The sequence below is a fragment of the Leuconostoc sp. JNUCC 76 genome, from assembly GCF_053667755.1.
Genome location: NZ_CM132206.1, coordinates 1,086,556 through 1,112,459 on the forward strand (window position 1 = coordinate 1,086,556; position 25,904 = coordinate 1,112,459).

33 protein-coding genes are annotated in these 25,904 nt (G+C 38.6%); 20 read left to right on the forward strand and 13 right to left on the reverse strand.

Translation table 11 applies throughout. From position 1 onward, the window contains the following. Positions 1 to 134 precede the first annotated feature (134 nt). The 9 genes from JNUCC76_RS05425 to JNUCC76_RS05465 all read left to right on the forward strand — a co-directional run bounded on the left by JNUCC76_RS05425 (position 135) and on the right by JNUCC76_RS05465 (position 5,888). The gene (locus JNUCC76_RS05425; RefSeq protein ID WP_454156472.1) at positions 135 to 596 is read left to right on the forward strand and encodes an NUDIX domain-containing protein; all 462 of its coding nucleotides are present in this window, start codon (positions 135 to 137) and stop codon (positions 594 to 596) included. A gap of 189 nt (positions 597 to 785) precedes the next feature. After that, positions 786 to 1,400 carry a LysE/ArgO family amino acid transporter gene (locus JNUCC76_RS05430; protein ID WP_454156474.1) on the forward strand — a complete coding sequence of 205 codons (615 nt, stop codon included), beginning with the start codon at positions 786 to 788 and terminating at the stop codon, positions 1,398 to 1,400. A 301-nt stretch (positions 1,401 to 1,701) separates the two neighbouring features. Next, entirely contained in the window at positions 1,702 to 2,163 is a 462-nt protein-coding gene (locus JNUCC76_RS05435) for a GNAT family N-acetyltransferase (RefSeq protein ID WP_454156476.1), read from the forward strand. Positions 2,164 to 2,181: 18 nt separating this feature from the next. Then, positions 2,182 to 2,544 carry a hypothetical protein gene (locus tag JNUCC76_RS05440; RefSeq protein ID WP_454156478.1) on the forward strand — a complete coding sequence of 121 codons (363 nt, stop codon included), beginning with the start codon at positions 2,182 to 2,184 and terminating at the stop codon, positions 2,542 to 2,544. Between the two features lie 240 nt (positions 2,545 to 2,784). Then, positions 2,785 to 2,847, forward strand: a complete 63-nt coding sequence (locus JNUCC76_RS05445) for a hypothetical protein (protein ID WP_223317226.1) — start codon at positions 2,785 to 2,787, stop codon at positions 2,845 to 2,847. Positions 2,848 to 3,070: 223 nt separating this feature from the next. Next, positions 3,071 to 4,393 carry a Y-family DNA polymerase gene (locus JNUCC76_RS05450; RefSeq protein ID WP_454156480.1) on the forward strand — a complete coding sequence of 441 codons (1,323 nt, stop codon included), beginning with the start codon at positions 3,071 to 3,073 and terminating at the stop codon, positions 4,391 to 4,393. Next, entirely contained in the window at positions 4,386 to 4,754 is a 369-nt protein-coding gene (locus JNUCC76_RS05455; protein WP_454156526.1) for a hypothetical protein, read from the forward strand. Before JNUCC76_RS05450 ends, JNUCC76_RS05455 begins: the two co-directional genes overlap by 8 nt. Beyond that, positions 4,751 to 5,005, forward strand: a complete 255-nt coding sequence (locus JNUCC76_RS05460; protein WP_454156481.1) for a hypothetical protein — start codon at positions 4,751 to 4,753, stop codon at positions 5,003 to 5,005. Before JNUCC76_RS05455 ends, JNUCC76_RS05460 begins: the two co-directional genes overlap by 4 nt. Positions 5,006 to 5,096: 91 nt before the next feature. Further along, a complete protein-coding gene (locus tag JNUCC76_RS05465; RefSeq protein ID WP_454156482.1) occupies positions 5,097 to 5,888 on the forward strand; it encodes an AAA family ATPase in 792 nt (263 codons plus the stop codon). A 314-nt stretch (positions 5,889 to 6,202) separates the two neighbouring features. Here JNUCC76_RS05465 and JNUCC76_RS05470 read toward each other — a convergent pair whose 3' ends face one another. The 11 genes from JNUCC76_RS05470 to JNUCC76_RS05520 form a co-directional block, all read right to left on the reverse strand. Further along, complete coding sequence (locus tag JNUCC76_RS05470; protein ID WP_454156483.1) at positions 6,203 to 6,457, reverse strand: hypothetical protein; 255 nt, start codon at positions 6,455 to 6,457, stop codon at positions 6,203 to 6,205. Positions 6,458 to 6,486: 29 nt separating this feature from the next. Next, the gene (locus JNUCC76_RS05475) at positions 6,487 to 6,810 is read right to left on the reverse strand and encodes a hypothetical protein (protein ID WP_454156484.1); all 324 of its coding nucleotides are present in this window, start codon (positions 6,808 to 6,810) and stop codon (positions 6,487 to 6,489) included. Next, positions 6,791 to 7,021, reverse strand: a complete 231-nt coding sequence (locus tag JNUCC76_RS05480; RefSeq protein ID WP_139968325.1) for a hypothetical protein — start codon at positions 7,019 to 7,021, stop codon at positions 6,791 to 6,793. Before JNUCC76_RS05480 ends, JNUCC76_RS05475 begins: the two co-directional genes overlap by 20 nt. A 448-nt stretch (positions 7,022 to 7,469) precedes the next feature. Further along, complete coding sequence (locus JNUCC76_RS05485) at positions 7,470 to 7,688, reverse strand: hypothetical protein (RefSeq protein ID WP_454156486.1); 219 nt, start codon at positions 7,686 to 7,688, stop codon at positions 7,470 to 7,472. A gap of 10 nt (positions 7,689 to 7,698) precedes the next feature. After that, positions 7,699 to 7,911: a hypothetical protein gene (locus JNUCC76_RS05490; protein ID WP_285714046.1), complete on the reverse strand. Its 213-nt coding sequence runs from the start codon at positions 7,909 to 7,911 to the stop codon at positions 7,699 to 7,701. Further along, positions 7,904 to 8,347: a hypothetical protein gene (locus tag JNUCC76_RS05495; protein WP_061514929.1), complete on the reverse strand. Its 444-nt coding sequence runs from the start codon at positions 8,345 to 8,347 to the stop codon at positions 7,904 to 7,906. The genes JNUCC76_RS05490 and JNUCC76_RS05495 overlap by 8 nt, the downstream gene beginning before the upstream one ends. Then, positions 8,347 to 8,685 carry a hypothetical protein gene (locus tag JNUCC76_RS05500; protein WP_454156488.1) on the reverse strand — a complete coding sequence of 113 codons (339 nt, stop codon included), beginning with the start codon at positions 8,683 to 8,685 and terminating at the stop codon, positions 8,347 to 8,349. The genes JNUCC76_RS05495 and JNUCC76_RS05500 overlap by 1 nt, the downstream gene beginning before the upstream one ends. A 239-nt stretch (positions 8,686 to 8,924) precedes the next feature. Continuing rightward, positions 8,925 to 9,137, reverse strand: coding sequence for a hypothetical protein (locus tag JNUCC76_RS05505; RefSeq protein WP_454156490.1), 213 nt, complete (start codon positions 9,135 to 9,137; stop codon positions 8,925 to 8,927). Next, positions 9,124 to 9,495 (reverse strand): hypothetical protein, encoded by a 372-nt coding sequence (locus tag JNUCC76_RS05510; RefSeq protein WP_454156491.1) that lies wholly within the window; start codon positions 9,493 to 9,495, stop codon positions 9,124 to 9,126. The genes JNUCC76_RS05505 and JNUCC76_RS05510 overlap by 14 nt, the downstream gene beginning before the upstream one ends. A 10-nt stretch (positions 9,496 to 9,505) precedes the next feature. Further along, positions 9,506 to 9,850, reverse strand: coding sequence for a hypothetical protein (locus JNUCC76_RS05515; RefSeq protein WP_270340384.1), 345 nt, complete (start codon positions 9,848 to 9,850; stop codon positions 9,506 to 9,508). Between the two features lie 3 nt (positions 9,851 to 9,853). Beyond that, a complete protein-coding gene (locus JNUCC76_RS05520; protein WP_273711700.1) occupies positions 9,854 to 10,222 on the reverse strand; it encodes a hypothetical protein in 369 nt (122 codons plus the stop codon). 454 nt (positions 10,223 to 10,676) lie between these two features. Between JNUCC76_RS05520 and JNUCC76_RS05525 the strand changes: the two genes are divergently transcribed. The 7 genes from JNUCC76_RS05525 (at position 10,677) to JNUCC76_RS05555 (ending at position 21,284) form a co-directional block, all read left to right on the forward strand. After that, complete coding sequence (locus JNUCC76_RS05525) at positions 10,677 to 10,943, forward strand: hypothetical protein (protein ID WP_002814593.1); 267 nt, start codon at positions 10,677 to 10,679, stop codon at positions 10,941 to 10,943. Beyond that, positions 10,930 to 13,197 (forward strand): ArdC-like ssDNA-binding domain-containing protein, encoded by a 2,268-nt coding sequence (locus tag JNUCC76_RS05530; RefSeq protein ID WP_454156494.1) that lies wholly within the window; start codon positions 10,930 to 10,932, stop codon positions 13,195 to 13,197. The genes JNUCC76_RS05525 and JNUCC76_RS05530 overlap by 14 nt, the downstream gene beginning before the upstream one ends. 13 nt (positions 13,198 to 13,210) lie before the next feature. After that, positions 13,211 to 13,693 carry a hypothetical protein gene (locus tag JNUCC76_RS05535; RefSeq protein WP_454153259.1) on the forward strand — a complete coding sequence of 161 codons (483 nt, stop codon included), beginning with the start codon at positions 13,211 to 13,213 and terminating at the stop codon, positions 13,691 to 13,693. Beyond that, positions 13,690 to 15,588: an AAA family ATPase gene (locus tag JNUCC76_RS05540; protein ID WP_454153261.1), complete on the forward strand. Its 1,899-nt coding sequence runs from the start codon at positions 13,690 to 13,692 to the stop codon at positions 15,586 to 15,588. Before JNUCC76_RS05535 ends, JNUCC76_RS05540 begins: the two co-directional genes overlap by 4 nt. Next, entirely contained in the window at positions 15,575 to 18,595 is a 3,021-nt protein-coding gene (locus JNUCC76_RS05545) for a type IV secretory system conjugative DNA transfer family protein (protein ID WP_454153263.1), read from the forward strand. The genes JNUCC76_RS05540 and JNUCC76_RS05545 overlap by 14 nt, the downstream gene beginning before the upstream one ends. Continuing rightward, positions 18,592 to 20,703 carry a pLS20_p028 family conjugation system transmembrane protein gene (locus tag JNUCC76_RS05550; protein WP_454153265.1) on the forward strand — a complete coding sequence of 704 codons (2,112 nt, stop codon included), beginning with the start codon at positions 18,592 to 18,594 and terminating at the stop codon, positions 20,701 to 20,703. Before JNUCC76_RS05545 ends, JNUCC76_RS05550 begins: the two co-directional genes overlap by 4 nt. A 62-nt stretch (positions 20,704 to 20,765) precedes the next feature. Then, positions 20,766 to 21,284, forward strand: coding sequence for a hypothetical protein (locus JNUCC76_RS05555; protein ID WP_013102172.1), 519 nt, complete (start codon positions 20,766 to 20,768; stop codon positions 21,282 to 21,284). A 50-nt stretch (positions 21,285 to 21,334) separates the two neighbouring features. On the opposite strand, the gene JNUCC76_RS05560 is transcribed toward JNUCC76_RS05555, so the two are convergent. After that, positions 21,335 to 21,616, reverse strand: a complete 282-nt coding sequence (locus JNUCC76_RS05560) for a hypothetical protein (RefSeq protein ID WP_004915935.1) — start codon at positions 21,614 to 21,616, stop codon at positions 21,335 to 21,337. Then, entirely contained in the window at positions 21,616 to 22,395 is a 780-nt protein-coding gene (locus tag JNUCC76_RS05565) for a ParA family protein (protein WP_048593024.1), read from the reverse strand. The genes JNUCC76_RS05560 and JNUCC76_RS05565 overlap by 1 nt, the downstream gene beginning before the upstream one ends. Positions 22,396 to 22,764: 369 nt before the next feature. Here JNUCC76_RS05565 and JNUCC76_RS05570 point away from each other — a divergent pair, with 369 nt between their 5' ends. Genes JNUCC76_RS05570 through JNUCC76_RS05585 form a run of 4 tightly spaced genes read left to right on the forward strand, consistent with a single transcriptional unit; the run spans position 22,765 to position 25,901 of the window. After that, positions 22,765 to 23,094 carry a DUF5592 family protein gene (locus tag JNUCC76_RS05570; RefSeq protein WP_013102170.1) on the forward strand — a complete coding sequence of 110 codons (330 nt, stop codon included), beginning with the start codon at positions 22,765 to 22,767 and terminating at the stop codon, positions 23,092 to 23,094. Continuing rightward, a complete protein-coding gene (locus JNUCC76_RS05575; RefSeq protein WP_147651751.1) occupies positions 23,094 to 23,747 on the forward strand; it encodes a TraC-like domain-containing protein in 654 nt (217 codons plus the stop codon). Before JNUCC76_RS05570 ends, JNUCC76_RS05575 begins: the two co-directional genes overlap by 1 nt. Positions 23,748 to 23,749: 2 nt before the next feature. After that, positions 23,750 to 25,705 carry a type IV secretion system protein VirB4 gene (locus tag JNUCC76_RS05580; protein WP_454153270.1) on the forward strand — a complete coding sequence of 652 codons (1,956 nt, stop codon included), beginning with the start codon at positions 23,750 to 23,752 and terminating at the stop codon, positions 25,703 to 25,705. Between the two features lies 1 nt (position 25,706). Next, positions 25,707 to 25,901, forward strand: coding sequence for a hypothetical protein (locus JNUCC76_RS05585; RefSeq protein WP_004901748.1), 195 nt, complete (start codon positions 25,707 to 25,709; stop codon positions 25,899 to 25,901). Positions 25,902 to 25,904 lie beyond the last annotated feature (3 nt).

Below are 25,904 nucleotides of genomic sequence, written 5' to 3' on the forward strand. Positions count from 1 at the left end.
GAATATTCTCCACTCTTTGGACATTTTACTGACTTATGAAATACTAAAAATGATATTATGGTCATAAATACATTATAATGACATTTATGTAGTATTTACGAAGAAGAACTTACTAATTTGGAGGGATAAAGCTGATGAGACAACCTATTAATATTCATTTATTTCTTTACAGAACGAATCAATTTGGTCAATATGAATTTGCAATTTTTCAAAGAACCGATGATAAGAAATGCTGGCAAGGTATATCTGGAGGTGTCGAAGATAATGAAACTCTTGAAGATGCTGTATATCGAGAATGCGTCGAAGAAACAGGTTCTGCTCTGGATAGACCAATATTTTGTTTAGATTCCAAAAGTTATATACCTGCGAACAACTTTTTAAATTATGAATTATGGGGAGAGGAGGTTCTCGTATGTCCTATGTACTTTTTTGCAGCAGAATTTTCAAAAAAAATTATTCTTACAAAAGCACATGAGAATTTTGATTGGTTGCAATTTGATGATGCTTACCAACGAGTTTTTTGGCATGATCAAAAAAATGCTTTGTGGGAACTAAACCAGAGATTAATTCGTGTCCAACTAAAAAGAGAATTTTAAATTAATAAGAATGCTTTATATTTATCTAAAAGCAGTTTGGTCAAACTGTTATTGAAAAAAAGGAAGAATAAATATTAGTAAGCTTAGTGACTTATTATTGCAATGTTTCTAGTAATCTTTGCATAAACATGATATACTAATTTTTTGTTTCTTGGCTCAACTGTTCCCAAAAAATAAAGGAGTGTAACCATGTTAGTGATATTAAAAGGTTTGTTAATTGGATTTGGTTTTATAGCACCCATTGGTATGCAAAATGTTTTCATGTTCAATAACGCGTTATCAAATCGTTTTACAAAAGCTGTCTTTGTAGCTGCAATGATTTGGATTGCTGACGCGTCTTTTGCTTTATCTGCATTTTGGGGTTTTGGCGCACTTATTATGTCCGCCAATTGGTTAAAAATTACAATCATGCTTGCTGGTGGTGCTTTAGTAATTTGGATAGGAATCAATATTATCAAAACAGCATGTCAAGTAAAAATAGGGTCATCTGGTAAGACATTAAGTTTTTCAAAATCGATATTAACTGCTTTTCTCGTAGTTTGGGGTAATCCACAGGCTATCATAGACGGTGCATTAATGTTGGGTGCTTTTCGAAGTACACTAAGCATAAATGATGCATTTTTATTCATATTTGGTGTTATACTGGCGTCTGCACTTTGGTTTTTTTCGATTACTATCATCGTAAATATACTCAGACACAAAATTTCAAATAAGGTTCTAATTGCTGTTAATTTCATTAGTGGTATGGTTGTTGTTATTTATGGTATATATATCTTTGTTCATGGATTACAACAACTTATTTAAGAAAATAGCTGTACCTCAATTTTGTCTAATTAATTGAAAAAGGCTGGCCAATAATTGACCTATGAGCAATTACAAATCCCGTGACTATTTTAGGATTTTTACTAATTTCAGCAAGAACACGAAGTATTAATAGCTTATTTTTGAACGTGTGCATTTTACTACTTTTCAATTTTGGAAAAATAGAGTCTACAATTTACTACGTTGTTCTCTAGCTTTGTTTAATAGATTTTTACAGAAGCTTTTCTTAACGAACGCTCAGCTTATTACATCTGTTCAATTATAAATTACGGAATATCTTAAAATGAATTTGAAAATTTCAGAGACAAAAGACATACCAAGCATGATTTATCCATCTTTATTTGAGGCAGATCCTTCACTGGAAAAAGTGAAGGATAATATGCAGCATTCATTGGCGTTTCTAGCAAAAGATGATGATAGCGTATTAGGAATAATCTTACTCAGAGAACGATCAAAATCTCAAACAGAGATTGTTAATTTATCTGTGATAAAGAAATATAGAGGTATGGGCATTGCTTCTCAGCTCTTATCATTCACAATTTCATGCTCTCAGGTTCACAATTATAAGTCTTTGTATATATGTACAGGGACTACTAGTTTTGAACAAATGTATCTTTACCAAAAACATGGATTTAGATTTGATAGAATTGAGAAAAATTACTTTGTTAATAATTACAAAGAAAAGATAATTGAAAATGAATTACATTTAAAAGACAGAGTGCAATTAAAGTTAGTGTTAAGTTGAGCCTAATGTTGTGTAGGATTGAGCGGTCAACAGATTAGAGAAAAAATTGCGCAACAGTCTGCAACAATAAATTTGGCTGTAGCACAATTACTGATTTTAGACCCATCTGAAGCAGAAAAAAGCCTAAGCTTATTTTCCAGTTCAGGTCTTGATTCGGATAGAGTATTAGCAGATGGCCATGGATTTTTAAGTTCTTCCATGGCCAGTCTTACAAAGGATCCCGTAGCTGCTCAGGAATTCGATACAAAAGGTAATTTGGTTCGCAGCTACAATTTGATGACAGATCCTGATGTTACAACTTTTGGTGAGATTAAATCTGCCTACTACACTGCTATTCATAATAATTATCAACAGTATTACCCTTCAGCTCACACTGAATAGATGTATGTTTTACCTTTATCTAGATTTAAAATACATTAGTATGTTTTTTTGTCATTGATTATTAATAACTAGCGTATCTTAATTTTTAACGTGATATACTAGTTACAGCAAACAAGTTAAGATGGTGGCTATCCTGAGTGGAGGTGGTGCTTATGGTGTTAAAACTGTAAACCCAGATTCTAGGAAAGGAGATGCCTTGTGTCCGTATCGGATGCATTACAGCTAATGATTAGCTTTGGAATGTTTATTCTATCGTTAATTACTTTAGTTGTTGTGTTGATCAAAAACAGCGCAAAAAAATAACCATTCTTAGCTTTGGATGAGCGAATGGTTATTAGTTTAACTTAAAGCTTAGCCACCGTCGAAACGGGTTTGCTAGGAGTCGTAGTTCACGCTACGGCTCTTTTCTATGTCTTTATTATAGCATAGCTTTTGATTTTGTCACAAATTTAATGTTTTGTTCACTTGCTTAATCGAACACTTGTTCGTATAATGAATTATACACAATTGTTTTTGGAGGTTGTTGATGGAAAACGCAATCGCAACTAAATATGATTATACACAAGAAGAGCGACGCGTGATTTTTATGATTGATTCAAAAAGTTTCTACGCCAGTGTTGAAAATGTTGAGCGGGGCTTTAATCCATTAAAAAGTGATTTAGTCGTGATGTCTGAACAAGCAAACACGAATGGTGGTTTAGTCCTAGCGGCCTCACCAACAGCTAAGAGGGACTTAGGCATCAGTAATGTGATGCGCCAGCGTGATTTACCTGATGTGCATGGCTTGTTTATCGCACACCCTAGGATGAATAATTATATTGCTGAAAACCTAAAAATCAATAATATTTATCGTCAATATACCGATGATATTAATTTGCTGCCGTACTCGATTGATGAGTCTATTTTAGACGTAACCCATTCTTGGCGGTTGTTTGGTAAAACTCCTGAGGAAGTAGCTTTTAAAATTCAAAAGCAAGTTAGAGCGGAAACGGGTGTCTATTTAACAGTTGGTATTGGTGACACGCCTGTACTCGCAAAGATAGCCTTAGACATTGAAGCGAAACATACTAGAAACCTGACGGGTATTTGGCACTATGAGGATGTACCGACAAAATTATGGCCAATCACGAAACTAGATGATGTCTGGAGTATTGGTTCCCGCACAGCACATAAACTTGAAGTGATGGGTATCCATTCAATGTACGATTTGGCGCATCAGGATCCTTATCAATTTAGAGCAAAGATGGGATTGGTTGGCGAGCAATTGTTTGCCTTATCTTGGGGCATTGATCGTACAGATATGACTGAGGTCGTCGTTCCTAAAAGCAAATCATACAGTAATTCCCAGGTATTACCGCGCGATTATAAACGAAAAGAAGAGATTGAAATTGTTGTCCGTGAAATGGCAGATCAAGTGGCGACCAGGATTAGAGCACATAAGAAACAAACTTGTTTAGTCAGTCTTTTTATTGGTTATTCCTTTGCCGAAAGTGAGCGCCAGGGAAGTCATGGTTTTAGAAAACAACAAAGAATTGATCCGACTAATGATACCCGCAAACTAATGGCAATTATGGTGGCTTTGTTTGAAAAGCATTGGCATGGTGAAGTGATTCGTAATATTGGGATTGATTATGGCGGCTTAATTGAGGACACTGGCGTGCAGCTTGACCTCTTTGAGCAACCAGAAAAATCAATTAAATCCAACAAGATTGATCAAGTTGTTGATGAAATTCGAAAACGGTTTGGCACCACAGCCCTGATGCGGGCAATGTCCAAAGAAAAAGGCGGTACGGCGATTAACCGTGCCAGCCTTGTTGGTGGTCATAATGGCGGTAATAGCTATGAGTGATGCAGAATTTAGTAAAATGATTAACAACTACTTTCAAAACGACTATCGCGAACGTGGTAAGGTTAAGTGGAATGGCTATTTCCTGTCGGACCATACCTCAGCTTTAAAGCGTGAAGCACAGAACAAAAATGCAGTACCTGTTAAATTACCAATGATGTCCGTAACGGCTTGTCAAAATATCTTGCGTCATGCCTCAGCGAATTATGAATTTGTGACTGTACAACAAAATATTGAGGACACAGACGGTCACTTAGTGCCTAACGTAACTGGTTTGGTCGATGGTTTTTCTGATTTAGGGGTGTATATTAATGAGTCCTATATTGCATTTGAAAATATTAGAGCGGTGGTGAAAGAAGAATGAATCAAATTGATGCGGTCATTGTAGATATAAAAAAGATGTTTGCTAAACAACCTAACACAATCTATGAGGTGAGGGTGGTCGATCAGATATACTCAAAGAAGGTCAATATTTTCTTTGAATACTATAAAATTGGCAAAGCAACACACTCACAACAAATAGCTCGCTTAGATAGTGAGTACAGAGAACAGATACCTAAAATCATTGCTAAAATTCGCAAAGAAACTGGGCTAACAGTTAATACAAATGTATAATAAATAGTTAAGTACGCACAGTGTTAACCAGTAATTTGCTACACGTTAACCTTATATTATTAATCCCCAACTAATAACAGGATATATTTTTATGTTAAAAAAAATTTCGTACACATTCTCAAAAAAAGACAACAATAAGTACCCATTTACTTTGAAATGGCTGCGTTCTTCTGCTGAAATTGATTTTGATAACTCTTTAACTTTTATAGTTGGTGACAACGGTGTTGGCAAATCAACATTACTGCAGTCTATTGCAATAAAAGCACAAATTCCGCAATTAACAAATGAACCATATTCTGATGATCTCGAATACCAAGCAATTACTAAATTTGCGCATCATTTGAAAATACAGTGGGATATTAAATCACAAAAGGGTTTCTTTTTTCGTGCAGATGATTTTATCAGCTTTGTCAGAAAAACAAAAAGGCTACGTGAAGATTTGGAAAATGAGTTAGACAAACTAACAGAACTTGGTGTTGGTGAACTATCTTTTGAACGTTTACCTTACAAAAACTCTTTAACAGCACTAAAAAACACATATCCAAAAGAATTAGAAAGCTTATCTCACGGACAGGCATTTTTATCTTTATTTAAAAGTAGACTTTCACCAAGAGGGCTTTATATTCTTGACGAACCGGAGATACCTTTAAGTTCTCAAAATCAGCTTGCGTTACTGTACATGATTAATGAACAAATCAAAAACGGCGCACAATTTATCATTGCTTCCCATTCTCCAATTATAACTGCATTTCCCAATGCTCGTATTTACAATATTAGTTCAGAAAGAATAGAACAAATTGAATATAATGAAATTGAAAATGTGCAATTTATGACATCATTTATGAATGACCCAAAGCGTTTTATGCATCATATACTAAAATAACTAAAATTAACTGCGATTTTTTTTGTAGGAAAACGATAATGCAAAAATACTTTTAAAATACCCTTACAACATTATTATGTTATGTTTAAAAGTTATGTAACTAGAATATTCTACTAATAAAATTACAAAAGCAATTATACACTTTGGCTGATGGTTTCTTTTGACGAAATAGACACAGAATATCGATGAAAAGGGAATCAATATTTCTATCAAAATCAATAGTTTATCAACTAAGATATGATATAGTGGTTGTTTCTTACAGTATTTAAATTTTACAACTATTGAGGCTTCACATCACTATTTAACAGGTCTTTTTATTTTGCTATGAATTGTGATGACGCGGCCAATATATCAACAGTGCTAATGCAATTGACATAATGATAATAATTAAGACCAGCATCGCTAAGACGCTTTTGATGCCAAAAGCAGTAGCCAGGCTTATCAAAATAATAAGTAGCAAATAAAAGTACCAATATGAAATCATATGGCCAACAAATAGGATACTCAAATACAGGATGGTGCCAATGATGTGGCCAAATAGCCAAAACAGAAACATTGCTAATAAACATAAACAAAATATTAACATGCTAGGTTCCTCCTAATCAGAGAGTTGTGTGAGACAAAGTGAAAAAAGCTCCTTTGTCACTGAGGGATAGTTCAATAGATTCTTAATACCAAAATGCGTTTGCGTATAAGCGCAGACTAGATAACCAAAATACCAGTCATGACCTGATTCACTCAGACCATCTGGGTGATCAACAAAAAGACGTTGCAGTCGCTTTAAAATACGCGGACCAAAAATAGCATCGTCAAAGATTACTTGTGCCAAACCTGGATAGATATATTGGCCATTGCTTTCTAAAATGACTAATCCGTTAACATCAGTAGTGGTAGACAATGATTTAGTTGTGAGTTTTGACATGAGTTTTCTCCTTATGGGACAGGTGACCAGTATCAATCCAGCTACGCGTCGCTTTATAAGCGGACTGCTTGAAAGCCAAGCAAGCTAAGACATAAAAGCCAGCCAGGGTGAGCAAGACATACAGCATCGTGCCATTGATGACCATTAATAAAATATCCACACTGATAATTGTTGCGGCAATAGTAGTGATAACTTTGGTAATTCGATTCATAGTAGTTCTCCTTGATTATGTACGCACCAGGCAGAAACTGTTTCCTGTCGGCCCTGCCTGTGATTGGTGTGTTATTTCGTTTTGACGAAGAACATGGAGACACAAGCAGCGCAGAATACAAGGGTGAGCGTAGCGAATTTACGAAGCCCTTGTATTCTGTGCTAGTGCTTGTAAGCTGTGGTATCATCACCACAGCTTACAAGTCACTGGTTGTGGCACAATGTTTGACTCAAAGCGAAGTGGCACCCAAGAGCTTGGCAGGACAAGCGTAGCGTGTTTGATCCCGCTTGCGGGTCTGGGGAACACGGCAAAAAATTTTTACCGCTCATCATCTTCACGCGCAATCATAATCACACCGACTAGGTAATATAAAATATAGACCAGCATGGCAATTAGCATGAGAAGTTTAAAAACGAATACACCCATAAGCACACACTCCTATCTGTGATTAAAATTCCTCGTAGTCCGTTGTTTCTTGTTTGTACTCCGCACTGATTTCACGTAAATCTAAATCATCTGCTCCTAAAATCACTTTTTCGTCAAAATAGTGACGTTTACCAATTGCAACAGCTTGTATCAGTTTTTGCTCATCTGAGAGTGTATCAGGGACATTAACTGCCACTGTTCTTACCAATGTTTCCATATATTTAACGTTGACGATTGCCATATTATTCTCCTTAAATTGTGGTTCTAAGGGTAACGTGTTTACCCTCAGCTAATTCTTGCATGATAAATGCACTTAATCGCAGTGCTTCATCATCTGATAAATCTATTTCACCCGAGTCATTGCTAGTGGACTCACTGACGTGAATTTCACTCCCGCCCATAGGGAATTCATCAGACCACGAAAAGTAACGTATGGCTATATTTTCAATCACTTCATCATTCATTGTCATTAGTCTCCTGTTGGTTTTGTGTGTAATAGGTTAGTCCGTTTTCTTCAACTTGATTGAACATTTGGATAAAGTCCTTATCAAGGATATTTTTCTTTTTGTTCAATTCAAATTGTGACCAAGTAAATTCCATTGCTTGATATTGACTAGGGGTAATACTGCTAGGCTTTACTTTGGTATCAAGGCAGAGCATAGCTTGATAAAACAGCTTTGGGCTTTCTTTTTGCAAAGCTTGCAAAGTGTTGAAAATGGTGTTGACTAATGAAACACTAACACTGGCTTCAACCATTTCTTCAAAGCCTTTACTTAATTGCGCTTTATAGTGACTAGTTGGCACTTTGGTCTCATTGAACAAATAAGTCATATCAGCGATTGATTGTGCCATTTTGGCGATTGGTAATTTGCTAAAATCATCATAGAATTGCTTTGTCATTATTTTTTCTCCAGTTCATCAACATTGACTAATTTAATATTGTTGCCGTATTGGGTGGCTAAAAAGGCAAACGTGTCTTTCAAAATATAATCTGTAGAACGATTAACGCCATAGATTTGTAAATAAATTGGGTAGCCATGCGTGAGGACAACTTGCTTATCGGTTGAGGCATAACGCACGGTATGAACGCTGTTGCGAATAAGTTGATAATAAACTTCCATAAGAAATAAACCTTTCCAAAACTTTTTCCTGTTGGCAATCGCTCCAATTGAGCTGGTTGCGTCGTGACGGGTAACAATTGGCATGATAACCAAAGAAACACAAGGATTGCGCAGCAACTTGCCACGTCCTTGTGTTTCTTTGTAGAGACTGTTTGGCGCTTGCGTCTTACAGACTCTTTATCATGCGATTGTGAAAACGGCACAGAGCAAACAGAACAATTTGATGCGATGCGAACGGAAGTGAGCTTTTTGAACCCCCAATTAACTTTACTGGTGTGGTATCAACCACGCCTGTCAAGTTAATGATCAGGGGGACTGGGGGAAGGGCTATGACTAAAAAATAGTCATGGCTTTTTTTATTGAGATATTGACTGAACAATAGCGTCAAGAATTGTATCAATTGAAACACTCGCTAGAATGTCACCATAATCTTTTAAGTAAGTCCCGTTATGTCTCGCTAGACCATTACTAGCCACGGTTATTTCATCACCATTTTTTAGGGTTGCAATCATCACACCATTGGTAGTGATTAGCTTATTTACAATTTCAAATGGGTTAGTTTCTGTCATTTTGTTGCTCCTTGTCTGATTTTGATGAGTGATAGTCTGGGTTGTTTAGCCACCAGTCATTCATGATTTTAAACAACTTTTTGCGAATGGTTGCTGCACTGGCTTTTGGGTTGCCACATACTAGTTCCGTAACATCTTTATCAAAAACAGGATTTGACAATGGATATTCTGCAAACCGTAATGAGAAAAAATAGTCATAATCACCGTCATTGTAGTCATTACGATACGCTTGCAAGTGAATTGGTTTTAATTTTGAGTCACAATCACGCCAGCTCAATAATTCTGCATTTATTGAAATATTTTGTTCAATCATCATATAGTCGGTTGTAAAAACTTGTTGAGGGCTATACCATGCCATAATGTCTCCTTTACATCCAATCGGGTCTTTCGTCACCATCAATACTGCCGTGAATATGATTTACTAGGCTTTCGTTTGTGACCGTGATGTTGTTGTCTGCGACGTAGCCAATTGTTAATCTATCGTATTTATCATTTAGATGTTGATGATGTACCCAATTGTTGTTGACGGGGTAGTAAAGTCCTAGCTCGGATAACTCATCTTCCAGCCCTGACCAAACATTAGCCGTCAAGTCATCTTCATCATAGCTTTTAGCTTCATAAACAAGTTCTACGGCTTGAATAGCACCGCTTGGAATTAGTACCATTGCTGGATTTTGTAAGTAGGTTTCCATTCTAATAATTCTGATATTCATATTTCACCACCATTCTGTATAGTACAAATTCTCTAAATCACTGTTGTAAGTGAATTCTTTTTGAAGAAAATGCCGTGTGTCTCTCAACACTTCAAAATAATAACCATCATAGTCTGTGCTACCAAAGAAAAAACCTGCTGCCGTAGGTAACAACTCTAATGCCAAAGCGTGGCTTGCCAAAACTTGTTCAATATCACTTGTTAACGCCTCTAAATCATCACGAGTGATTGCAATTTTCAATTGGTCATTAGGGTCTAAGTCAAAGCGTCTTACAAACCAATCTCTAATTTGATTGGCTTTACGCCATGAGTGAATAATGACCTCTTTACCTGTTTGCTTGTTCTCTGTTTGTAAATACATATCTAAGCCCATAGTCTTGTCCTCCTGTTGGCCTGTTTTGTGACCAATTTATTCTTATTGTGTTGTGAACGGACAAACTAAAACAAGCCAGGGCGGTTTTGCAAAGCTCGCGTAGCGACACGTAGTGCTTGGCCTTGCAAATTTAGCCCCAAATCTTTGGACTTTAGTCCTTAGATTTGCTTGGCTTGTTAGAGTTTTGGTAGTCACAAAAGCAAGAATAGATGGTGCATAACAGCCAGCAGGAAGGAAAGCCATCACATTTAAACGGTTTGAAAATCGTTTGAATGTGATGGCTTTTTTGAACCCCCAATTAACTTTACTGGTGTGGTATCAACCACGCCTGTCAAGTTAATGATTAGGGGGACTGGGGGGATTTGTGTTGTCTCAGGAAAAACCATTTACTTTTATGAAGTTATTTAAAAGGTTGATATATTGACCCTATATTAAACAAAAAGGGAGCTACAAAATGGCTAAAAAAACGATTGACCAACAAATTAAAGAAAAGCAAACACGTTTGGATGAACTAGATTTACAGGCAAAAGCAATTCAAGACGAAAAGCGCGCGATCAAAAAAGACATCAAACAACTCAATGATGCCCTTGTGGCTGAATTGGGACGGTCACTGTTAGCCAAAATGAATTTGGAAACAGATGATATTGACCAGGCATTTGCTGAATTGAATCACTTACCAATTGACAAACAAGTTGGAGGACAAGCTCATGGCGATCAGTAAAGAAGAACGTGCGCAGCTTAAATTATTACCAATTCGTGGCTATTGTGATTGGAAAGGTATTCCATACACGACAGACACTCCCACTGAGTTACGTATGGTTGATCATGACAGTTTGGTGGTTAGAACAAAATTAAATCGCTTTGTCTGGAACTCAACTGGCGTTAAAGGTGACTTGGTTGATTTCATCCACTACTACGAATTAGGCAAATCAGACGGGGACAGCAAAGGTGCCGCTATTAAAAATCAACTGGCTTACGCACGCTTTGTCAAAGGTGAAAATATTGATGTCTCTAAACTCTACGAAGACAATACACCGCGTTACAAGTTTGATTATGACAAGGTCTTCAAAACTCAGGAAACAAACGTAGCCAAAGATTATTTAGTTAATCAACGAAAGCTCAATCCACAGTTCGTTGACAATTTATTGAGAAGTGGCGCAGTGGTACAAGGAAGCCGTTATCGTGAAGGTGATAAACTACATCAAAACCCCGTCATCTTCCCCTGGAAAGATGTGAATGGCAAAATTGTGGGCGCTGATCGTCAAGGAACTGAACAAGACTTTGAACATTACAAAAAGCGTGGCACATCCAAAAAAATATTTGCTGGCAGTGATACCTCAACGGGATATAACCTCTCATTTGGATCAGGCGACAAAACATTAATTCTATTTGAAAGCCCAATTGACTTATTGAGTTATGCCCAACAAAACCATCAAGACATGGTGAAAAGTAACGCCACGCTGTTGTCTGTGTCTGGAACTGATGCCAAACGTGGCTTGCAATATTTGAATGATGCGGTTGCTGCTAAGCAAGCCAAATTTAATAAGATCATTGTGGCTTTTGATAACGATGTTGCAGGGTTTAAAGCCGCTGATTACTTTGATCGTTTTAGTTTTAAAAATCCAATTACTGGTGAAGCGATTGAAGCAGAGCGTCATATTCCCCTACAAGGCAAAGATTGGAACGAACAATTGAAAGCAGGTGTTACAGGGCGGCGCGTTATGAGTATGACGGATAATGCTAATCGCTTAGATGCCTTAGAAAAACTTGCAGTGCAAGAGACACAAACAGGCAAACCAGATTATGTGGATGTCAAAATGAGTACCATTCAACCTGTTAAGCCAGTAGTTGACGAAAAAACACCGAAAAAGAGTAAAGAACGTCGTTCCAAAGCTGATCGTCGTAAGGAAAATGCTTTGAAGAATAAGCAGATAATTCAAGAGGCAATGGGAAAGGTGGCCAAGTACCAACAAGATCCCGCTGAACTTAAAAAGCTCCTTGACTTTACCGCGACTGGCTTAAATTATTCGGCTCGTAATTCAATGTTGATTCAACTACAAAATCCAAAAGCCACCTTGTTGAAAGGCTACAAACAATGGTCTGCTGATGGCATCCAAGTTAATAAGGGTGAAAAGGGCATCAAAATATTTGGCGCCCCAACCAACTTAAAAACAATCATTGCTGCCAATGGCGAAAAAATACGTTGGTCTGATGCGACACCTGAACAAAAGCAATTAGCCAATAACAAGCAATTGGAAGTCCGCAGTGTAAAACATTATCCAGTCGAAACCGTATTTGATGTTCGTCAAACAAATGCCACAGCTGAGCAATTGCCAAGTATGTTACCGAATCGTCCAATTAACTTAGCCACTGATAAAAGTCCGAAACATCTGGATGCGGCCTATAAAACGTTGTTGAAGTTCGCCGACAAGCTTAAAGTGCCCGTCATTGACCAAGGTGTAGACGAACAAATTGCCAAGCGACCAATGACCTGGCAAGGACAAGCAAAAGGCGCCTTTGTTCAATCAAAAACCAATAAGGATGAAAAATATATCCTGTTGCGCAGTGACCTTACGCCAACCGATAAAATTCACACCTTAGCGCATGAAATAGCACATGCACAGCTTCATTCCCTGCAAAGTCAAAATAATTGGCCAACAGCCATTAAAGAAACGCAGGCTGAGTTATCCAGCTATGTGATTACTAAAAACCTAGGCATTGAACCTGGTGAGAAAAGCGTTGATTATATTGCGGGTTGGTCAAAGAATTTAAAGGCACTTGAGGGTCAAAACACTGGCAAAGTCATTAGTCAAGCACTCAAAGCTAGTACAGATGTTACTCAGTATTTATCGGATAACTTGAGCAACGGTGAAATCCGTCAACCAAAAACAACAAAATTGCTTAAGCCTGATAAGTTAGCGGTTGTCGAACAGAACTATCAGGCCATTAATCAAACAACTACACGACACATGTAAAAGGAGCAAACACATGTCACAAGAAAACATTCAAGAACTCACAGGCTTTATCACAGGCATTACAAAGTCTGCTGAAGTCAATATTTTATCCTTCCAGGAAAAGGGTCAACCAGGTGCAATTGCTTTGACAATTGAAACCAGGCGCTACCATGAATTATTTCCAGCAGGCGATCCAATTCTAGGTATTGAAATGGTGGCCGTATTACAACAAATTGGCAAGAAATTACAAGTAGTCTCAATCTATGATCCCGAAGGTGATTTTATTGCCGCTGACGAAGTGCCAGAACTTGGCCAATTGAATCATCAATTAGATGATGCCAAAAGCACTGATGTCTACACAAGTTTACTCGCTGATCGTCAAAAAGCAGTTGATCACATTGATGCGAGTACAAGTGAATTAGAGGAATTAGCCAGAGAACACGATGCTGCAAATCAAGTCCCTGAAAGCAGTACGAATTACGGTGATCCCGTTACTGACCAGGGAGGAAATGAATGATTGAATTAAAACACAACAATTCCACACCTTACCTTGACCGCTATACAACAGACATTAGTGCCAAAGTGATGTCTGAACCAGACAAATATCGTGCCTACGAACGTGAAAGTATTACGCGTCGTATCATGGTCTCCTTGATGAAACAAATTCAAAATGCGCCTTTATTAGTTGGGTTACCTGGAGTTGGTAAAACAGCTATTGTAGAGGATTTGGCACGCCAATTGTTAAGTACGTCAGTTCCTTCCCTCAAAGGCAAACACTTAGTTCAAATTAGTTTGGCCAACTTGATGAAAAGCAGCGATGTTGAGTCATTTGCGCATAAGTTCCAGGCGATCATTGATGAATTGATTGCCAATAAAGACACTGTAATTGCTTTTATTGATGAAATTCACCAAATTGTTGGCACGGGCGCTGAAACATCAGGAAGTTCATTGGATGCGGGTAATATTATCAAACCAGCTCTAAGTCGTGATGATCTCCAAATTATTGGAGCAACGACTACGAAAGAATTTCACGAATATGTGGCGCGTGATGGCGCACTGATGCGGCGATTTGATTTGATTGAAGTGCCAGAATTAAGCTTTGAACAAACGAAGCGTGTTTTATCTAAAGTCGCCTTACAACTAAATAACGGTATTGAAGTGCCAGAAACGGTACAAGACAGAATTATGGCACTATCACAACGCTATATCACTGACCGTTACTTTCCTGAAAAGGCAATTATGTTGCTAGATGGTGCGTTAAGTGTCGCACGACTGGATAATCGACCAACACTGTCAAATAAAGACATAGCTACGATTATTCATGATGATTATCATGTACCCGAATATGTCATTAATCAGACGACTGATGAACGATTATTGAACTTGTTACCAAGACTAAAAAGCCAGGTGATTGGCCAAGACACAGCCTTAGAAAAAGTTGCTATGAAACTGACTAATCGCGAGGCAGGATTAGCCGATACCTCAAAGCCTGAATCATTTCTCTTTATGGGGCCAACAGGTGTTGGTAAGACTGAGACCGCCAAACAACTAGCGCTAAATCTATTTGGTAACCAACAAAACTTTATCCGCTTTGATATGTCTGAGTTTAAGTTTGCAGGGACTAGCCTAGAAAGATTTAAAGATCAACTCACCACTAGAGTCAGGCACACACCTTATGCCGTATTATTGTTGGATGAAATAGAAAAGGCTGATCCAGAAGTCATGGATTTGCTTTTGCAGGTCTTAGATGATGGTCGTTTGAGTGATGAATATGGTCGTGTCATTAACTTTAAAGACTTAATCATTGTCATGACAACTAACTCAGGGGCAACAGCAGTGATGAATCGTGATGCCAAATCAGATTCTGTTAAAGAAGACAAAAAGCGTCAAGCAAACTTTGAAGAACAACTCGAAATTGCCTTGCAAAGTGATGGTTACCGTCCTGAGTTTATCGCTAGAATTGGTGCCATTATTGTCTTTGATGTCTTAAAAATGGCGGATATGGTGCGAATTGTTGAACTAAAATTGTCCCGACTCAATCAAAAAGCACAAGAGAGCGGCTTCAACATTGTTTTTGGCACACAAGAGGTGGCGCGTTATATCCCATCGTTTGACCTGGGCTTTGAGTATCTAAATGACAAACAGGAGGTCAGCTCACCAATTGCCAACTACATCGCAGATGTTGGTTATAAACCATCGCGAGGTGTCAGACCAATTGATGACACAATTGCCACGTATGTGAGTGATCCAGTGTCTGCCGCAATTATCCAAAAGCGACAAGGATTAGGACAAGACTTTGACACTTTCATCTTTAGAGCCATTGGCAATCCACCGTCTTTGACAAGCCCTTATGGTGAATGGCAAGTTGTGGTTTCCACAGTTAAGGAGGCAACAGACAATGAAGCTATTTAAAAAAGATTATCGCGCTGAAAGACAATTTATGCGCGAGAGTTACATTCGTTGGCGTGGTCGTCCCTGGTTCTTATGGCTGTATGGCATTATAGCAACTATTGGAGTGATATTCATATCGCTTTACGTCACGATTATTGTTGACCTGTTGATAAGAGTAGTTGGCCCATATATTCAAGCCTTTAAGTTCTATATGCAAAGTGGTGTTGCTCAATGGCCTGAGTTCAATGATGTCATGAACATGACAGCCACTGTGCTCAATCCAATCAATATTTTCACTATTCTGTCGCGACTAACTTTAGTAACAAGCATTGTACTAATCCTATGCCTGTTACTCCTACTTAAAAAATATGTCTTCCAGCGCATCTACGACTGGTATCAATTGTTTAGAGACCAAACACGTAACACTAACCGTTTTGCGGAAGTCCGTGAGGTGGATAAGGTTTATAAATTGATTCCCGATCGCAATAAGAATTTTAAGGGTCGCCCAGGACAACCAGTGCTGCACACACAAGGATACACCTTCGAATTCTTTATGATTCATCCGTTCCTGTGGGCGTGGCAATGGTTCAAGCGCCCGCTTGGAATGAATTCTTTACAATTTGGTGGTATCTACAAAAAAATACGTCCCGTTTTACTGGAACGTTTGCCAAAGTTATTTGAAAAGCAACTGAATGTTCAAGGCGGTTTTGATGGTTTTTATTGGGTGGATACCAGTAACACACATTCAAAGACCACTGGGATGACGCGTTCTTCAAAAGACCAAATGCGAGGGTATACCCTAATTGACATCATTCGTCGTGCCGAAATCAAATGGAACATTATTGATACGGATGCCAAAAACGAAGATGCCAAAATGAGCTACAAGTCCTTACGCACAGCAGGTTATGACGTGAAACTACTTAACATCATGGAGCCAAGTGAGTCTGAGTCCTGGAATCCACTTGAAATTGCGATTGATTATGCCTTTGATGGTGATTGGGACAGTGCCAATACGGAATTGCGTAAGGTTGTACAAGTCATTGGTGGTTCAAGTGGGGAAGAAAGTAGCCACAAAGATATTTGGGATAGTGCCGCTGAAAGTACCATCCAGGCAGTCATGCTCACAGTGCTAGATATTGCTGTACGTCACCAGGACAAATCAATGGTGACCATCTCAAACGTCTTGCAATTCATCAATGATATGAACAAGTTCTCGGACAAGGAAGGTGATGGCTTAACTAAGTACATTACTAATATTGGTAAACTACCGCGAACACCAGCGCGCAATATGATTATTCTAAACGCCGCTGAGTATCTATCCGCCACAGGCGATACAAAATCATCAATTTCTTTCTCAGTGATGAATCGTTTGAATTTGTTTGCCTCAGAGTCAATCACTCGTCTGACAACCTTTAACACTATCAATTTGACCGACTTAGGGTTTCCAAGAATGCTAAAGATTAAGTTCTCTGACCGCTATAAAGGTGTTCATGTTAGCATTCATGTTTATGAATCAGGTAAAAAGCATGCAATAGAAAAGGACAAGCTAACTGTGTCCCAATCAGGCACGCTAGCTTATCCGATTCATAACCATTTACCCGTCTCATGGCAAATTGAGTTGTCACTCGATAATGACGGCAATTCAATTGCGATGCGTAAACAGTCGTTTACGTTGACTGGTAAGATTGTACAACGAAAATTACTCAATGGCAAGATTAAGCGTGACTTGTTTTCTAAGCAGCCTGTCATCCAATGCCTGGTCGATCAGATTAAACCACAAGGCACTACTGAGACACCAGGTGTCACCTTGCGTTACTCAGAAAATCCAATGGCAGTCTTCATCATCACGCCACAATCTAACGATGATTTCTCCGCTTTGGCCAGCTTGTTTATCTCACAAGTTTTCTCAGTCAATACGGACATTGCATCAACGATTACCCGCAGGAAAATGGACAGTTGGATACTTTATAAGCTCAATGAGTTTTCTATGTTCCCACGTATTCCAGGCTTCACCAACATTCTAACGCGTGGTTTAACCTACGGGCATTTGGTTGATTTGTATATTCAAACCTTAACACAACCACGATTGCATTATTCTGAAATGGAAACCAACGACATCAATGGTAACACGGGTAACTGGTTCCACATTTTAACTAATGATGAGCAAACAAATGAAGCACTATCTAAGCAACTAGGTGAGGTTGAAGTCCAAACCGAATCAGTCAATTCACAAATTGGCTTAGATCGTCAAGATCGTGGTAACCGTCATGCACAAGTTAGCAAGGTTCGGCTGTTAGATGCCAAAGAAATTAGCGAATTGAGTCCGCGTGAGATGATTACCATCCGTACCATCAAACGTGCGGATAAGAAAGGGCGTTCTGTTCGCCCTTTGCCAATTTTCTCTACGGGTGCTTACCGAATGCCGTTTGCCTATGAATTATTGGGTAAGCAGTATTCACTTGATTACTATACAGCCGATTTGAACATCAAAGCGCAGCATAACGATTTGAAATATGATGACCTCTATCATGACTTTGTGCCTTACTTTGATGAGCTAGATCAACAAGTTCAACTAGAAATTGAGGAAGAAGGCGCAGGTGGCAATCAAATTGATAATCGTCAACTCAATACGTTAGCTGATGATGAAATCAACAACATTTTGGCCAAAGCGCATCAAGATATCGAAACAGCGACAGTGCAAACACAACAAGAACTCTCTGATGAGGAACGTTACTTGCAGTGGAAACATGACTTTAACCCTGATGAACCATTTATGACCGAAGAACAACTAGACAATGTTGAGCTACGTCAAATTGTAGAGAAATCCATCAAAATGAGGATACCACGCTCAAATAAAACGGAAGAACAAAACAGTGCCGTTGCTTACTTAAATCGTGGCAAATATCTGACACTTTCTGGCAACAATAATAACGGTAAAGTTCTACGATTACTAAACAACGAACCCGCATACATGTGGGAAATATATAAGCAGCTTAACGCTGCAACAACTCAAGGAGAAGTCGAATGACAAATCTATTCTCGGGCATCAATACATTAGCGGGTAGTTTACCAACGCTACCTAATAATGGCCCAACAGCCGATTTTTACAACCAATGGTCGCAATACCTATCACCATTGCCACATATTTTCTTAACGCTGATCATGTTATTCATGCACAGCATTGCATTGATTTTCTATTACATTGCGAATGCAGTCTTTACGGCTTATCAGTCATCTTTCAAACTGTTAGACTTTATGAATATCTTTTTTGAGCCAAATAGCGATGTTTATCAAAATTGGAATTTAGGTAATATTCTTAAAGACTTTCTGTACCTGGGTTTTGTTATATTTGGCATCATGATGATGGTGCAGTGGATACAATATACCGCTACTTCTGGTCGCAAGGGTAGGGAATGGCCTAAGGGAATCACCATTACAGTTGCCGTAATCACGGCTTTACCCTGGGCGATTGGATTGATGAGTGGTATTGGGACAGCCACGGTCAATGATACGTCAGGTACAAAAGAAAAAAACATTGTCACACAATTATGGCAAGGTAACTCTACAAATTTGCGTACATTAGCCTCAAATAACTTTGACCTGAATAAATATAAAGTCTACTTGAGTAACCATCCAATTACTGGAGAAAAAATTGAAGGTTCGGATTTCCACTCAGTAATGAGTGATGCTGGTTACACCGACGGTTTAAGTGACGCTCAAAAGTCTGTATTTACCAAAAAAATTGGTGGCAATGGCAACATGGTTGATATTACCGGTGACTCACTTGTTCTGGGTAAGACATTTGCGGATGATTATCCAGTGATGAAAACAAATTGGTTAGGCATTATTGGTGGTGAAATAGTCTTTATTATCGTTGTAGCTGGTGCGATTGTGCGTTTGCTGTCCTCAGTCTATAAAATGGCTTTTATGGCAGGATCCATTGTTTACTTTGGCCTAAGAGATGGCACACAAGGTAAACGGGTACAGCAAGTTCTGGGAATGATTGAGGGACAAATAACAGGTATTGTCATGATGCCAATTTCATTAATTTTCTTCTTTGCCTGGGTAGAATTTGCCTTTAATACCATTAATGGTTTAGGTCTAGATATGTGGCCATTTACAATTTTGTCGATTGCCGCTCTGTTAGCTGGTGGTAAAGGACTCGCAGGTGGCTTTGAAATGATTGAGCAATGGACTGGTGTTCGCTCAGGTCATAATCCTGTTGCTTCAATGATGTTAGCCAATCAAGCTGCACACATGGTAGGTGGCGCCACAAGGGTTGCCAAGAAAAATATTGGCAAGGGTCTCAACGCAATTTCACCAGAACAGAAAAAGAAGAATCGTGAACTAGGTAAGAAGATTGCCAACTCAGGTGGCAATCAAGGCTTAGATAATAGTAAAGCACTGACTGATCATAGCTTAAATGATAATGATGTCGATGCATCCGCACAAGCCACAGGTAAGGCGGCAAAGGCGGCTGAGGTAGCAGGACGTACAGTTGGAGCAATGAAACATCCAGGTAGTTTATTGAAAAACACTGGTCGTGCGGCTGGTGATAAAGTTAAAGGTGGCGTGAATAAAGCCGTTGGCAATGTCAAAGATTATGCTGGTGGTGTCGCCGACAACTTTGCAGGAGGACAACAAGCCGTTGAAGCCTTTAACAAACGTCATTCACCTGTAACACCAAAATCAAACAACGGTGATACACCATCTTCTTCTCAACCACGTAATGTGCATGAAGCACTTTCAAAGGCTGCCACAGATTCACCTAATTCTCATCCAAAGGATACAGCAAATAAGTCTCAATCTAACATGAGCCACGCTATGTCTGATGCACATCGTGGCTTATCTACTAGAACTAATTCACCCAAGTCTAGCACTGCTAATTCAACTAAGCCAATTGTGAGTGGTGGAACAGTTGTTCAACCTAAGGGAATTGGTGCAACACCAGCAACCATGTCACGTCCAAACACCCCACGTTTGAGCGGTACATTGCCTGGTAGAAAGACAGTGACTCAACCACTGACACCTGTTCAACAAAAAGAAAAGGATCGCGCCTGGGCTGAGAGTGTTATTGCAAAACAAAAAGCTAAAATGCAGAATCAACAAAACGTATCAAGTAAAGAAGACAAGTGAAACTTTTAATTTGTAGGCTAATACGGTAAAATTAACAGTAGTTGATTTTAGGGAGTATACTGATGGAGAAAATTAAGCAAAATAAAATTTGGATCACGATTTTGGTAATTGGAATCATTGTTATCGGAATTTTGTTGGCTATGTTGCATCAACAAAAACAAAACAGTCCTGAGGCACAATCATCAAGTTACGTGTCAAGTGCTAAGGCTTCATCCGCCTCAACCTCAGTTCAAGACAAGAACAATGAAAAAGTGTATGCAAAAAAAGCCGCTTCGATGAAGGGACATGTTTTGATAATGGGTGAAAATCAAGTATATTTCACTACGTGGACAGCTAAAGAGTTTAAGAATTGGGCTAGCCATTATCTTGCGCTATCTGAGTCCGAAAGACACAAAGATGGTGTTAAAGAAAGTTTTGGCACCCCAGTGAACATTGAAAACAGTGATACTAATATGTTATATCCCCTCGATAATTGGGCCAAACAAATCGAATCTAATGGCACACCTTCTGATTACTTCTCCACAGTTAAGGCATATAACAAACAATATCCAGGAGTTAATCCTGATGATATAAAGAAATAGATAAAAAGCCGTGATTTAATAAGTAATCACGGCTTTTGTTTTGTTCTAAACTATTTTGATTGATTTAAGACTTGTTCTAATACTAGATCTACAAAGGCACTTGATGAGCGGAATCCTTGTTTGGTAGCCAACTTCTCAATGCCTTGTTTTATCTCAGGGCGAATGGTGTAAGTCGTTTGTATTTTACGACTACTATGATTTGAAGAAGGTAACTTAAACCCGTCACCTAACGATACCTCTGATTGTGGCTCGTCTCGACTAAAGGCATCTGCCATTTGTTTTTGAGCGCTGGCTTCATCAAACATACGGGGGTCTTTTTTATCGTAATCCATTATTTCACACTTTCTAATAGCTTTTGATAAGCATCATTAATTTGCTGCAGGGTTTTAGGGTTGCGCTTGGCTTGGTCTAAATCAAACACTGGGGTTTTAAGCATGGTTGAACTATTAAACACTTCACGTTCATTTAAGACAGCGACAAGGTTCTCAATTTGGTCAATAATCTGGCCAAACTCATGACTTGAACGGGTATTGTGCTTCACACGATTAGCAAGGTACAAAACTTTTGCTTCAATCAGTGATTCGCGTGTTCTAATATCTACTGCATCATCACGGAACTCTTTCATCCGTAGGTCAAATTGTTGTTTTGATTGAATAAAACCATACTCTGAGGGTTCTAGTGGCACAACAACATAATCAGAAACGGCAATCATATTCTTCGTTAATGTCCCAAACTCTGGATGGGTGTCAATTAGAATATAGTCATAATCTTTGATTTCCTCAAGGTGATCTTGAAGCCACATCATCATCAAAAAGTTTTTATTATTCTTTGATTGTAATGTACCTTCTAATTCGTCTAAATGAGGGCTAGCAGGTAATAAACCTAATTGTGGGGTAATTTGTCTAATTTGAGCCAAACCGCCTGTAAAGACGTCGTATAGCGTATTTTTATTAGTATAGCTTTCATAGGTAGAGGACAAGTTACCTTGATAGTCTGAATCAATTAACAAGACCTTGTAGCCTTGTCGAATCAAAAAACTAGCGAAGTTGAATGTCATCGTTGTTTTACCAACGCCACCTTTAGATGCTGAAAATGTAATTGTTTTACTCATGATGAAGCTCCTTAGTTATTTTATCTGTCAAAACGAAATAACGATGAAACCATCAATCCAGGCATGTAAAACTCGTTTACATATATATTATATCATACATATAATGTATATATCAATACACTATACTTTAAAGATAGTTAAAGGTATGTTTGTGTTATAAGATGAATATATGCACATATATCAATATCGTATATAGATTGGATACACAAAAATATAACAAACAAATCATTGTCTCCTGTTCGTGCAGGGGGCTTTTTCTTTGCCTTAGGAAAAACCATTTACCTTTATGACATTTTTTGGATACCTTGTACACTGACCACAGATTGAACTTCAATCCAGGCAAAAATAACTTGTTAAAGGAGAAATTATATGTATGAACACTTTACCCCAGGGCGCAATATTTGGAAGAAAGTGTCTCGGTGGATGTTCTTCACGATGGAACGAATCTTTGTCCTAGTCATTGTTTTTGGGATTACTTACCTGATGATTAAATCATTCTATCCCTACAATATTGGCAAGTATGGGCTGATTCTAATTATCAGTAATGCGTTACTAGCTGGCTATTTGATTTTACCTAGTCCAAGTAACCCAATGGGTCTCATGTATCAAGAGATCCTACGTGGCATCTTAAAGTCCAGCAAGCACGCCACAGGTGATCTAACTGCGATTACTGAAAACAAGAAACGAGAGGAAAAATAATGGGAATAAAAGCTAAACAAGCACAAAAGGGAAAGGGTTTAACAGTTGTCAAACAAGCACTTGATAATCGCAAACCAATTCCAATCTACTTTGCTTTACCTTATAAAGACATTTTGAACAAAAAAGGGCATCCAATTCTATTGGCAGATGATACATACGCTGACATGCTTAATCTACCTGGAAAAGATTTGGATTTCCTGAATGCAGAAGGTGATAAGAGTTCTAATGCCATTATCGCTGACTTTCATCAATTGCTATCAGTTTACGTGGAAGACTTTGATATATTTGTTAGTCAACTACCCGCTGACACCCGTATCCAGCAAGCTTCATGGGGACAAGAGTTAGTGAGAGTGGAAAGTCAATTAAATAGTGGTGAACTAGATGATCGTCATTACCAACAATTATTAATGATGCGTCAAACTATTTTGCAAGAAATTAATATTGAAAAAAATGTGGTCGGTGACATTAAACATCAAGAATATACCGCTGTGATCTACGGTAAGACGTTAGCTGCCTTAGATAAAAATCGTCGTGACTTCATGGCACACGCGGGCATGGCATTTACACCTGAGCCAGTCTCAATTAATCGTAAAAAGATGGTCATGTACCAAATCAATAATCCTGGTGAAACCTTAGAACTGGAGGAGAAATAAGCATGCGCACAAGTTTAAATACAGCAAAACGTTCCGCTTTAAAAGCACGCGGCTATAATTTAGAACTTATTGAGGAAGTTCAAAATCCTAGTGGTATTGAATTTCATACTACTTACTTTGATGATGGTATGGCAAGTAGTGCAATTATCAACGTCTACGACTATCCCAAAAATGAACAATTACAAGGCTGGTTCAAAGAGTTAATCAATCATAAGAATACAATTGTAGACATTAAGATTGGGACTGAGAACAAGTTTGAGGTGCAAAAAGCCCTGGAAACAGCTACTAATACCTTGCGTAGTAAGGCACGTAGTGAAGTGACCTCACAAGGTGACGCGTTAGAAGCCGAACAAGATGCTGACATTACACTGCAAGATTTGAATGAAGCCCGAAATGGTCGTGAAATTTACAAACGTGTCTACGTTAGGTTGTTGGTATCAGATGTTTCTCCAGAAGAATTACGTCGTCGTGTTAAAGAAATTCAACAACAGCTTTCTAACTACCGCATGAAAGTTTATCCTTCTGAGCAATTAACCCACTTCCAACAATTCTTTATGCCCGCCATGTCTATTGAAAATCAAACGATTAAAGACAAAGGTTTTCCAATGAAAGCCTATGCGTTGGCTGGTTCTTATGCCTTTAACCAAACCTTTATCGCTCATCCTCGTGGTTCATACATGGGTTTGACGATGCAACGTGGTGAGGTTATGTATGATCCTAGCTACAATGACCATCGTACGCAGTTAACCGCTTATAACCTAGTTGTGGGTGGTGAACGTTCAGGTAAAAGCTCGTTTGCTAAAAAGAATTTGGGGCCATTAGTTTCTCGCGGTGACACGGTTTGGGTATTTGATAAGTCCAATGAATGGCGTGACCTCGTGAATTACTATTACGGGGTCACTCTGACACTTGATGGCAGTCAAAACATCATTAATTTGATGCAAGTGTTTGGTACAGTCTTAGATGCTAACGGCAACGTTGATGTCATTGCTAGCTTCAACCAACACCGAACAAAGGTGATTACTTATTACGCGACACTTAATCCACAAGCCGACAAGAAAGAATTGGAAATGTTGGGTAACCTAATTACTGATTTCTATGTTGAACGGCGTATGTGGTCATTGTCACCAAAAGACAACCCGCAGGATTTACGTGTGATTGGTCTACGCAACGAAGATTATCCAATTCTCGAAGATTTTCAAACCTTCCTCGAAACCCGCAACATGCTGACGCGCAACATGACGCAACCCGCCGTAGAACGTTTGGACAATATCTTATCGACAATTAGCAGCCTAATTCAAAACCACGGTGACATGGTGAACGGTGTGACTACCATGCCTGATTTGTCTGGTGAACGTTTGATTCGTTTTGATACTAGTGGTCTTTCAAGATTAGAAGATGATCTCTACAACGCGCAATATTTTACCATTTTGTCTTTGATGGAAAGCTACATCACGATTAATGGAACACAACAACGTGAGCGCATTAAGCGTGGTGAAGTCTCAACTCAGGGCAACAAAAATGGTAATCCACCAAAATATTTCTGGTGGATACAGGATGAAGCGGATGATATTTTCAATGCTAAACATTCATTAGGCATAACCTTTGGCGATAACATGATGGCACAACATGGTAAAGATTTCTTTGGTATGTTTGCCATCTTCCCAGGACTAAAAAACGTTGTGCCAACCGGCAATGCCTCAGACACTGAGGCAAGTCGTGCCGCATCTTCGTTCTTTGGCCGATTCCCAAAGCAAACGATTGGACGTCTATCAAAAACGGATACAACCCGTTTACGTAGTGTGGTGAGTGAAACTAATATCACTGATGGTCAACTACAAGCACTACAAGGATTGGATCAAGGTGATTTCTTAATGAATTTGGTAGGTAAGCAAGCAACATTCATGCACGTTGATCTTAATGACTCAGAAATTAATTTATTTGGTGGAGGACTGTAAAATGAAATTGCCACATCCATTAAAGAAGGCGCGTGATAACCGCGAAAAAATGAAACAAGAGGCACAACAAATCGTTGAGAACTACGATAAAGGTCAAAAGCCTCAACCAGTGGATAACAAAATTATTTGGTATGTCATTGGTGGTTTTGTTTTTGTTTTTATTCTCAAAGGCCTCAGCCTTTTAATCGGAGGTTAGACC

Bases quoted from the DNA above. Each gene is read 5' to 3' on its own strand.
- JNUCC76_RS05495 (WP_061514929.1), bottom strand. From the start codon at position 8,347: ATGACAAAGCAATTCTATGATGATTTTAGCAAATTACCAATCGCCAAA.
- JNUCC76_RS05585 (WP_004901748.1), top strand. From the start codon at position 25,707: ATGAAATTGCCACATCCATTAAAGAAGGCGCGTGATAACCGCGAAAAA.
- JNUCC76_RS05485 (WP_454156486.1), bottom strand. From the start codon at position 7,688: ATGGCAATCGTCAACGTTAAATATATGGAAACATTGGTAAGAACAGTG.
- JNUCC76_RS05515 (WP_270340384.1), bottom strand. From the start codon at position 9,850: ATGAATATCAGAATTATTAGAATGGAAACCTACTTACAAAATCCAGCA.
- JNUCC76_RS05435 (WP_454156476.1), top strand. From the start codon at position 1,702: ATGAATTTGAAAATTTCAGAGACAAAAGACATACCAAGCATGATTTAT.
- JNUCC76_RS05465 (WP_454156482.1), top strand. From the start codon at position 5,097: ATGTTAAAAAAAATTTCGTACACATTCTCAAAAAAAGACAACAATAAG.
- JNUCC76_RS05520 (WP_273711700.1), bottom strand. From the start codon at position 10,222: ATGGGCTTAGATATGTATTTACAAACAGAGAACAAGCAAACAGGTAAA.
- JNUCC76_RS05535 (WP_454153259.1), top strand. From the start codon at position 13,211: ATGTCACAAGAAAACATTCAAGAACTCACAGGCTTTATCACAGGCATT.
- JNUCC76_RS05425 (WP_454156472.1), top strand. From the start codon at position 135: ATGAGACAACCTATTAATATTCATTTATTTCTTTACAGAACGAATCAA.
- JNUCC76_RS05460 (WP_454156481.1), top strand. From the start codon at position 4,751: ATGAATCAAATTGATGCGGTCATTGTAGATATAAAAAAGATGTTTGCT.
- JNUCC76_RS05475 (WP_454156484.1), bottom strand. From the start codon at position 6,810: ATGTCAAAACTCACAACTAAATCATTGTCTACCACTACTGATGTTAAC.
- JNUCC76_RS05540 (WP_454153261.1), top strand. From the start codon at position 13,690: ATGATTGAATTAAAACACAACAATTCCACACCTTACCTTGACCGCTAT.
- JNUCC76_RS05555 (WP_013102172.1), top strand. From the start codon at position 20,766: ATGGAGAAAATTAAGCAAAATAAAATTTGGATCACGATTTTGGTAATT.
- JNUCC76_RS05470 (WP_454156483.1), bottom strand. From the start codon at position 6,457: ATGTTTATTAGCAATGTTTCTGTTTTGGCTATTTGGCCACATCATTGG.
- JNUCC76_RS05430 (WP_454156474.1), top strand. From the start codon at position 786: ATGTTAGTGATATTAAAAGGTTTGTTAATTGGATTTGGTTTTATAGCA.
- JNUCC76_RS05480 (WP_139968325.1), bottom strand. From the start codon at position 7,021: ATGAATCGAATTACCAAAGTTATCACTACTATTGCCGCAACAATTATC.
- JNUCC76_RS05575 (WP_147651751.1), top strand. From the start codon at position 23,094: ATGGGAATAAAAGCTAAACAAGCACAAAAGGGAAAGGGTTTAACAGTT.
- JNUCC76_RS05525 (WP_002814593.1), top strand. From the start codon at position 10,677: ATGGCTAAAAAAACGATTGACCAACAAATTAAAGAAAAGCAAACACGT.
- JNUCC76_RS05565 (WP_048593024.1), bottom strand. From the start codon at position 22,395: ATGAGTAAAACAATTACATTTTCAGCATCTAAAGGTGGCGTTGGTAAA.
- JNUCC76_RS05530 (WP_454156494.1), top strand. From the start codon at position 10,930: ATGGCGATCAGTAAAGAAGAACGTGCGCAGCTTAAATTATTACCAATT.
- JNUCC76_RS05505 (WP_454156490.1), bottom strand. From the start codon at position 9,137: ATGACAGAAACTAACCCATTTGAAATTGTAAATAAGCTAATCACTACC.
- JNUCC76_RS05550 (WP_454153265.1), top strand. From the start codon at position 18,592: ATGACAAATCTATTCTCGGGCATCAATACATTAGCGGGTAGTTTACCA.
- JNUCC76_RS05545 (WP_454153263.1), top strand. From the start codon at position 15,575: ATGAAGCTATTTAAAAAAGATTATCGCGCTGAAAGACAATTTATGCGC.
- JNUCC76_RS05490 (WP_285714046.1), bottom strand. From the start codon at position 7,911: ATGAATGATGAAGTGATTGAAAATATAGCCATACGTTACTTTTCGTGG.
- JNUCC76_RS05510 (WP_454156491.1), bottom strand. From the start codon at position 9,495: ATGGCATGGTATAGCCCTCAACAAGTTTTTACAACCGACTATATGATG.
- JNUCC76_RS05570 (WP_013102170.1), top strand. From the start codon at position 22,765: ATGTATGAACACTTTACCCCAGGGCGCAATATTTGGAAGAAAGTGTCT.
- JNUCC76_RS05580 (WP_454153270.1), top strand. From the start codon at position 23,750: ATGCGCACAAGTTTAAATACAGCAAAACGTTCCGCTTTAAAAGCACGC.
- JNUCC76_RS05455 (WP_454156526.1), top strand. From the start codon at position 4,386: ATGAGTGATGCAGAATTTAGTAAAATGATTAACAACTACTTTCAAAAC.
- JNUCC76_RS05450 (WP_454156480.1), top strand. From the start codon at position 3,071: ATGGAAAACGCAATCGCAACTAAATATGATTATACACAAGAAGAGCGA.
- JNUCC76_RS05560 (WP_004915935.1), bottom strand. From the start codon at position 21,616: ATGGATTACGATAAAAAAGACCCCCGTATGTTTGATGAAGCCAGCGCT.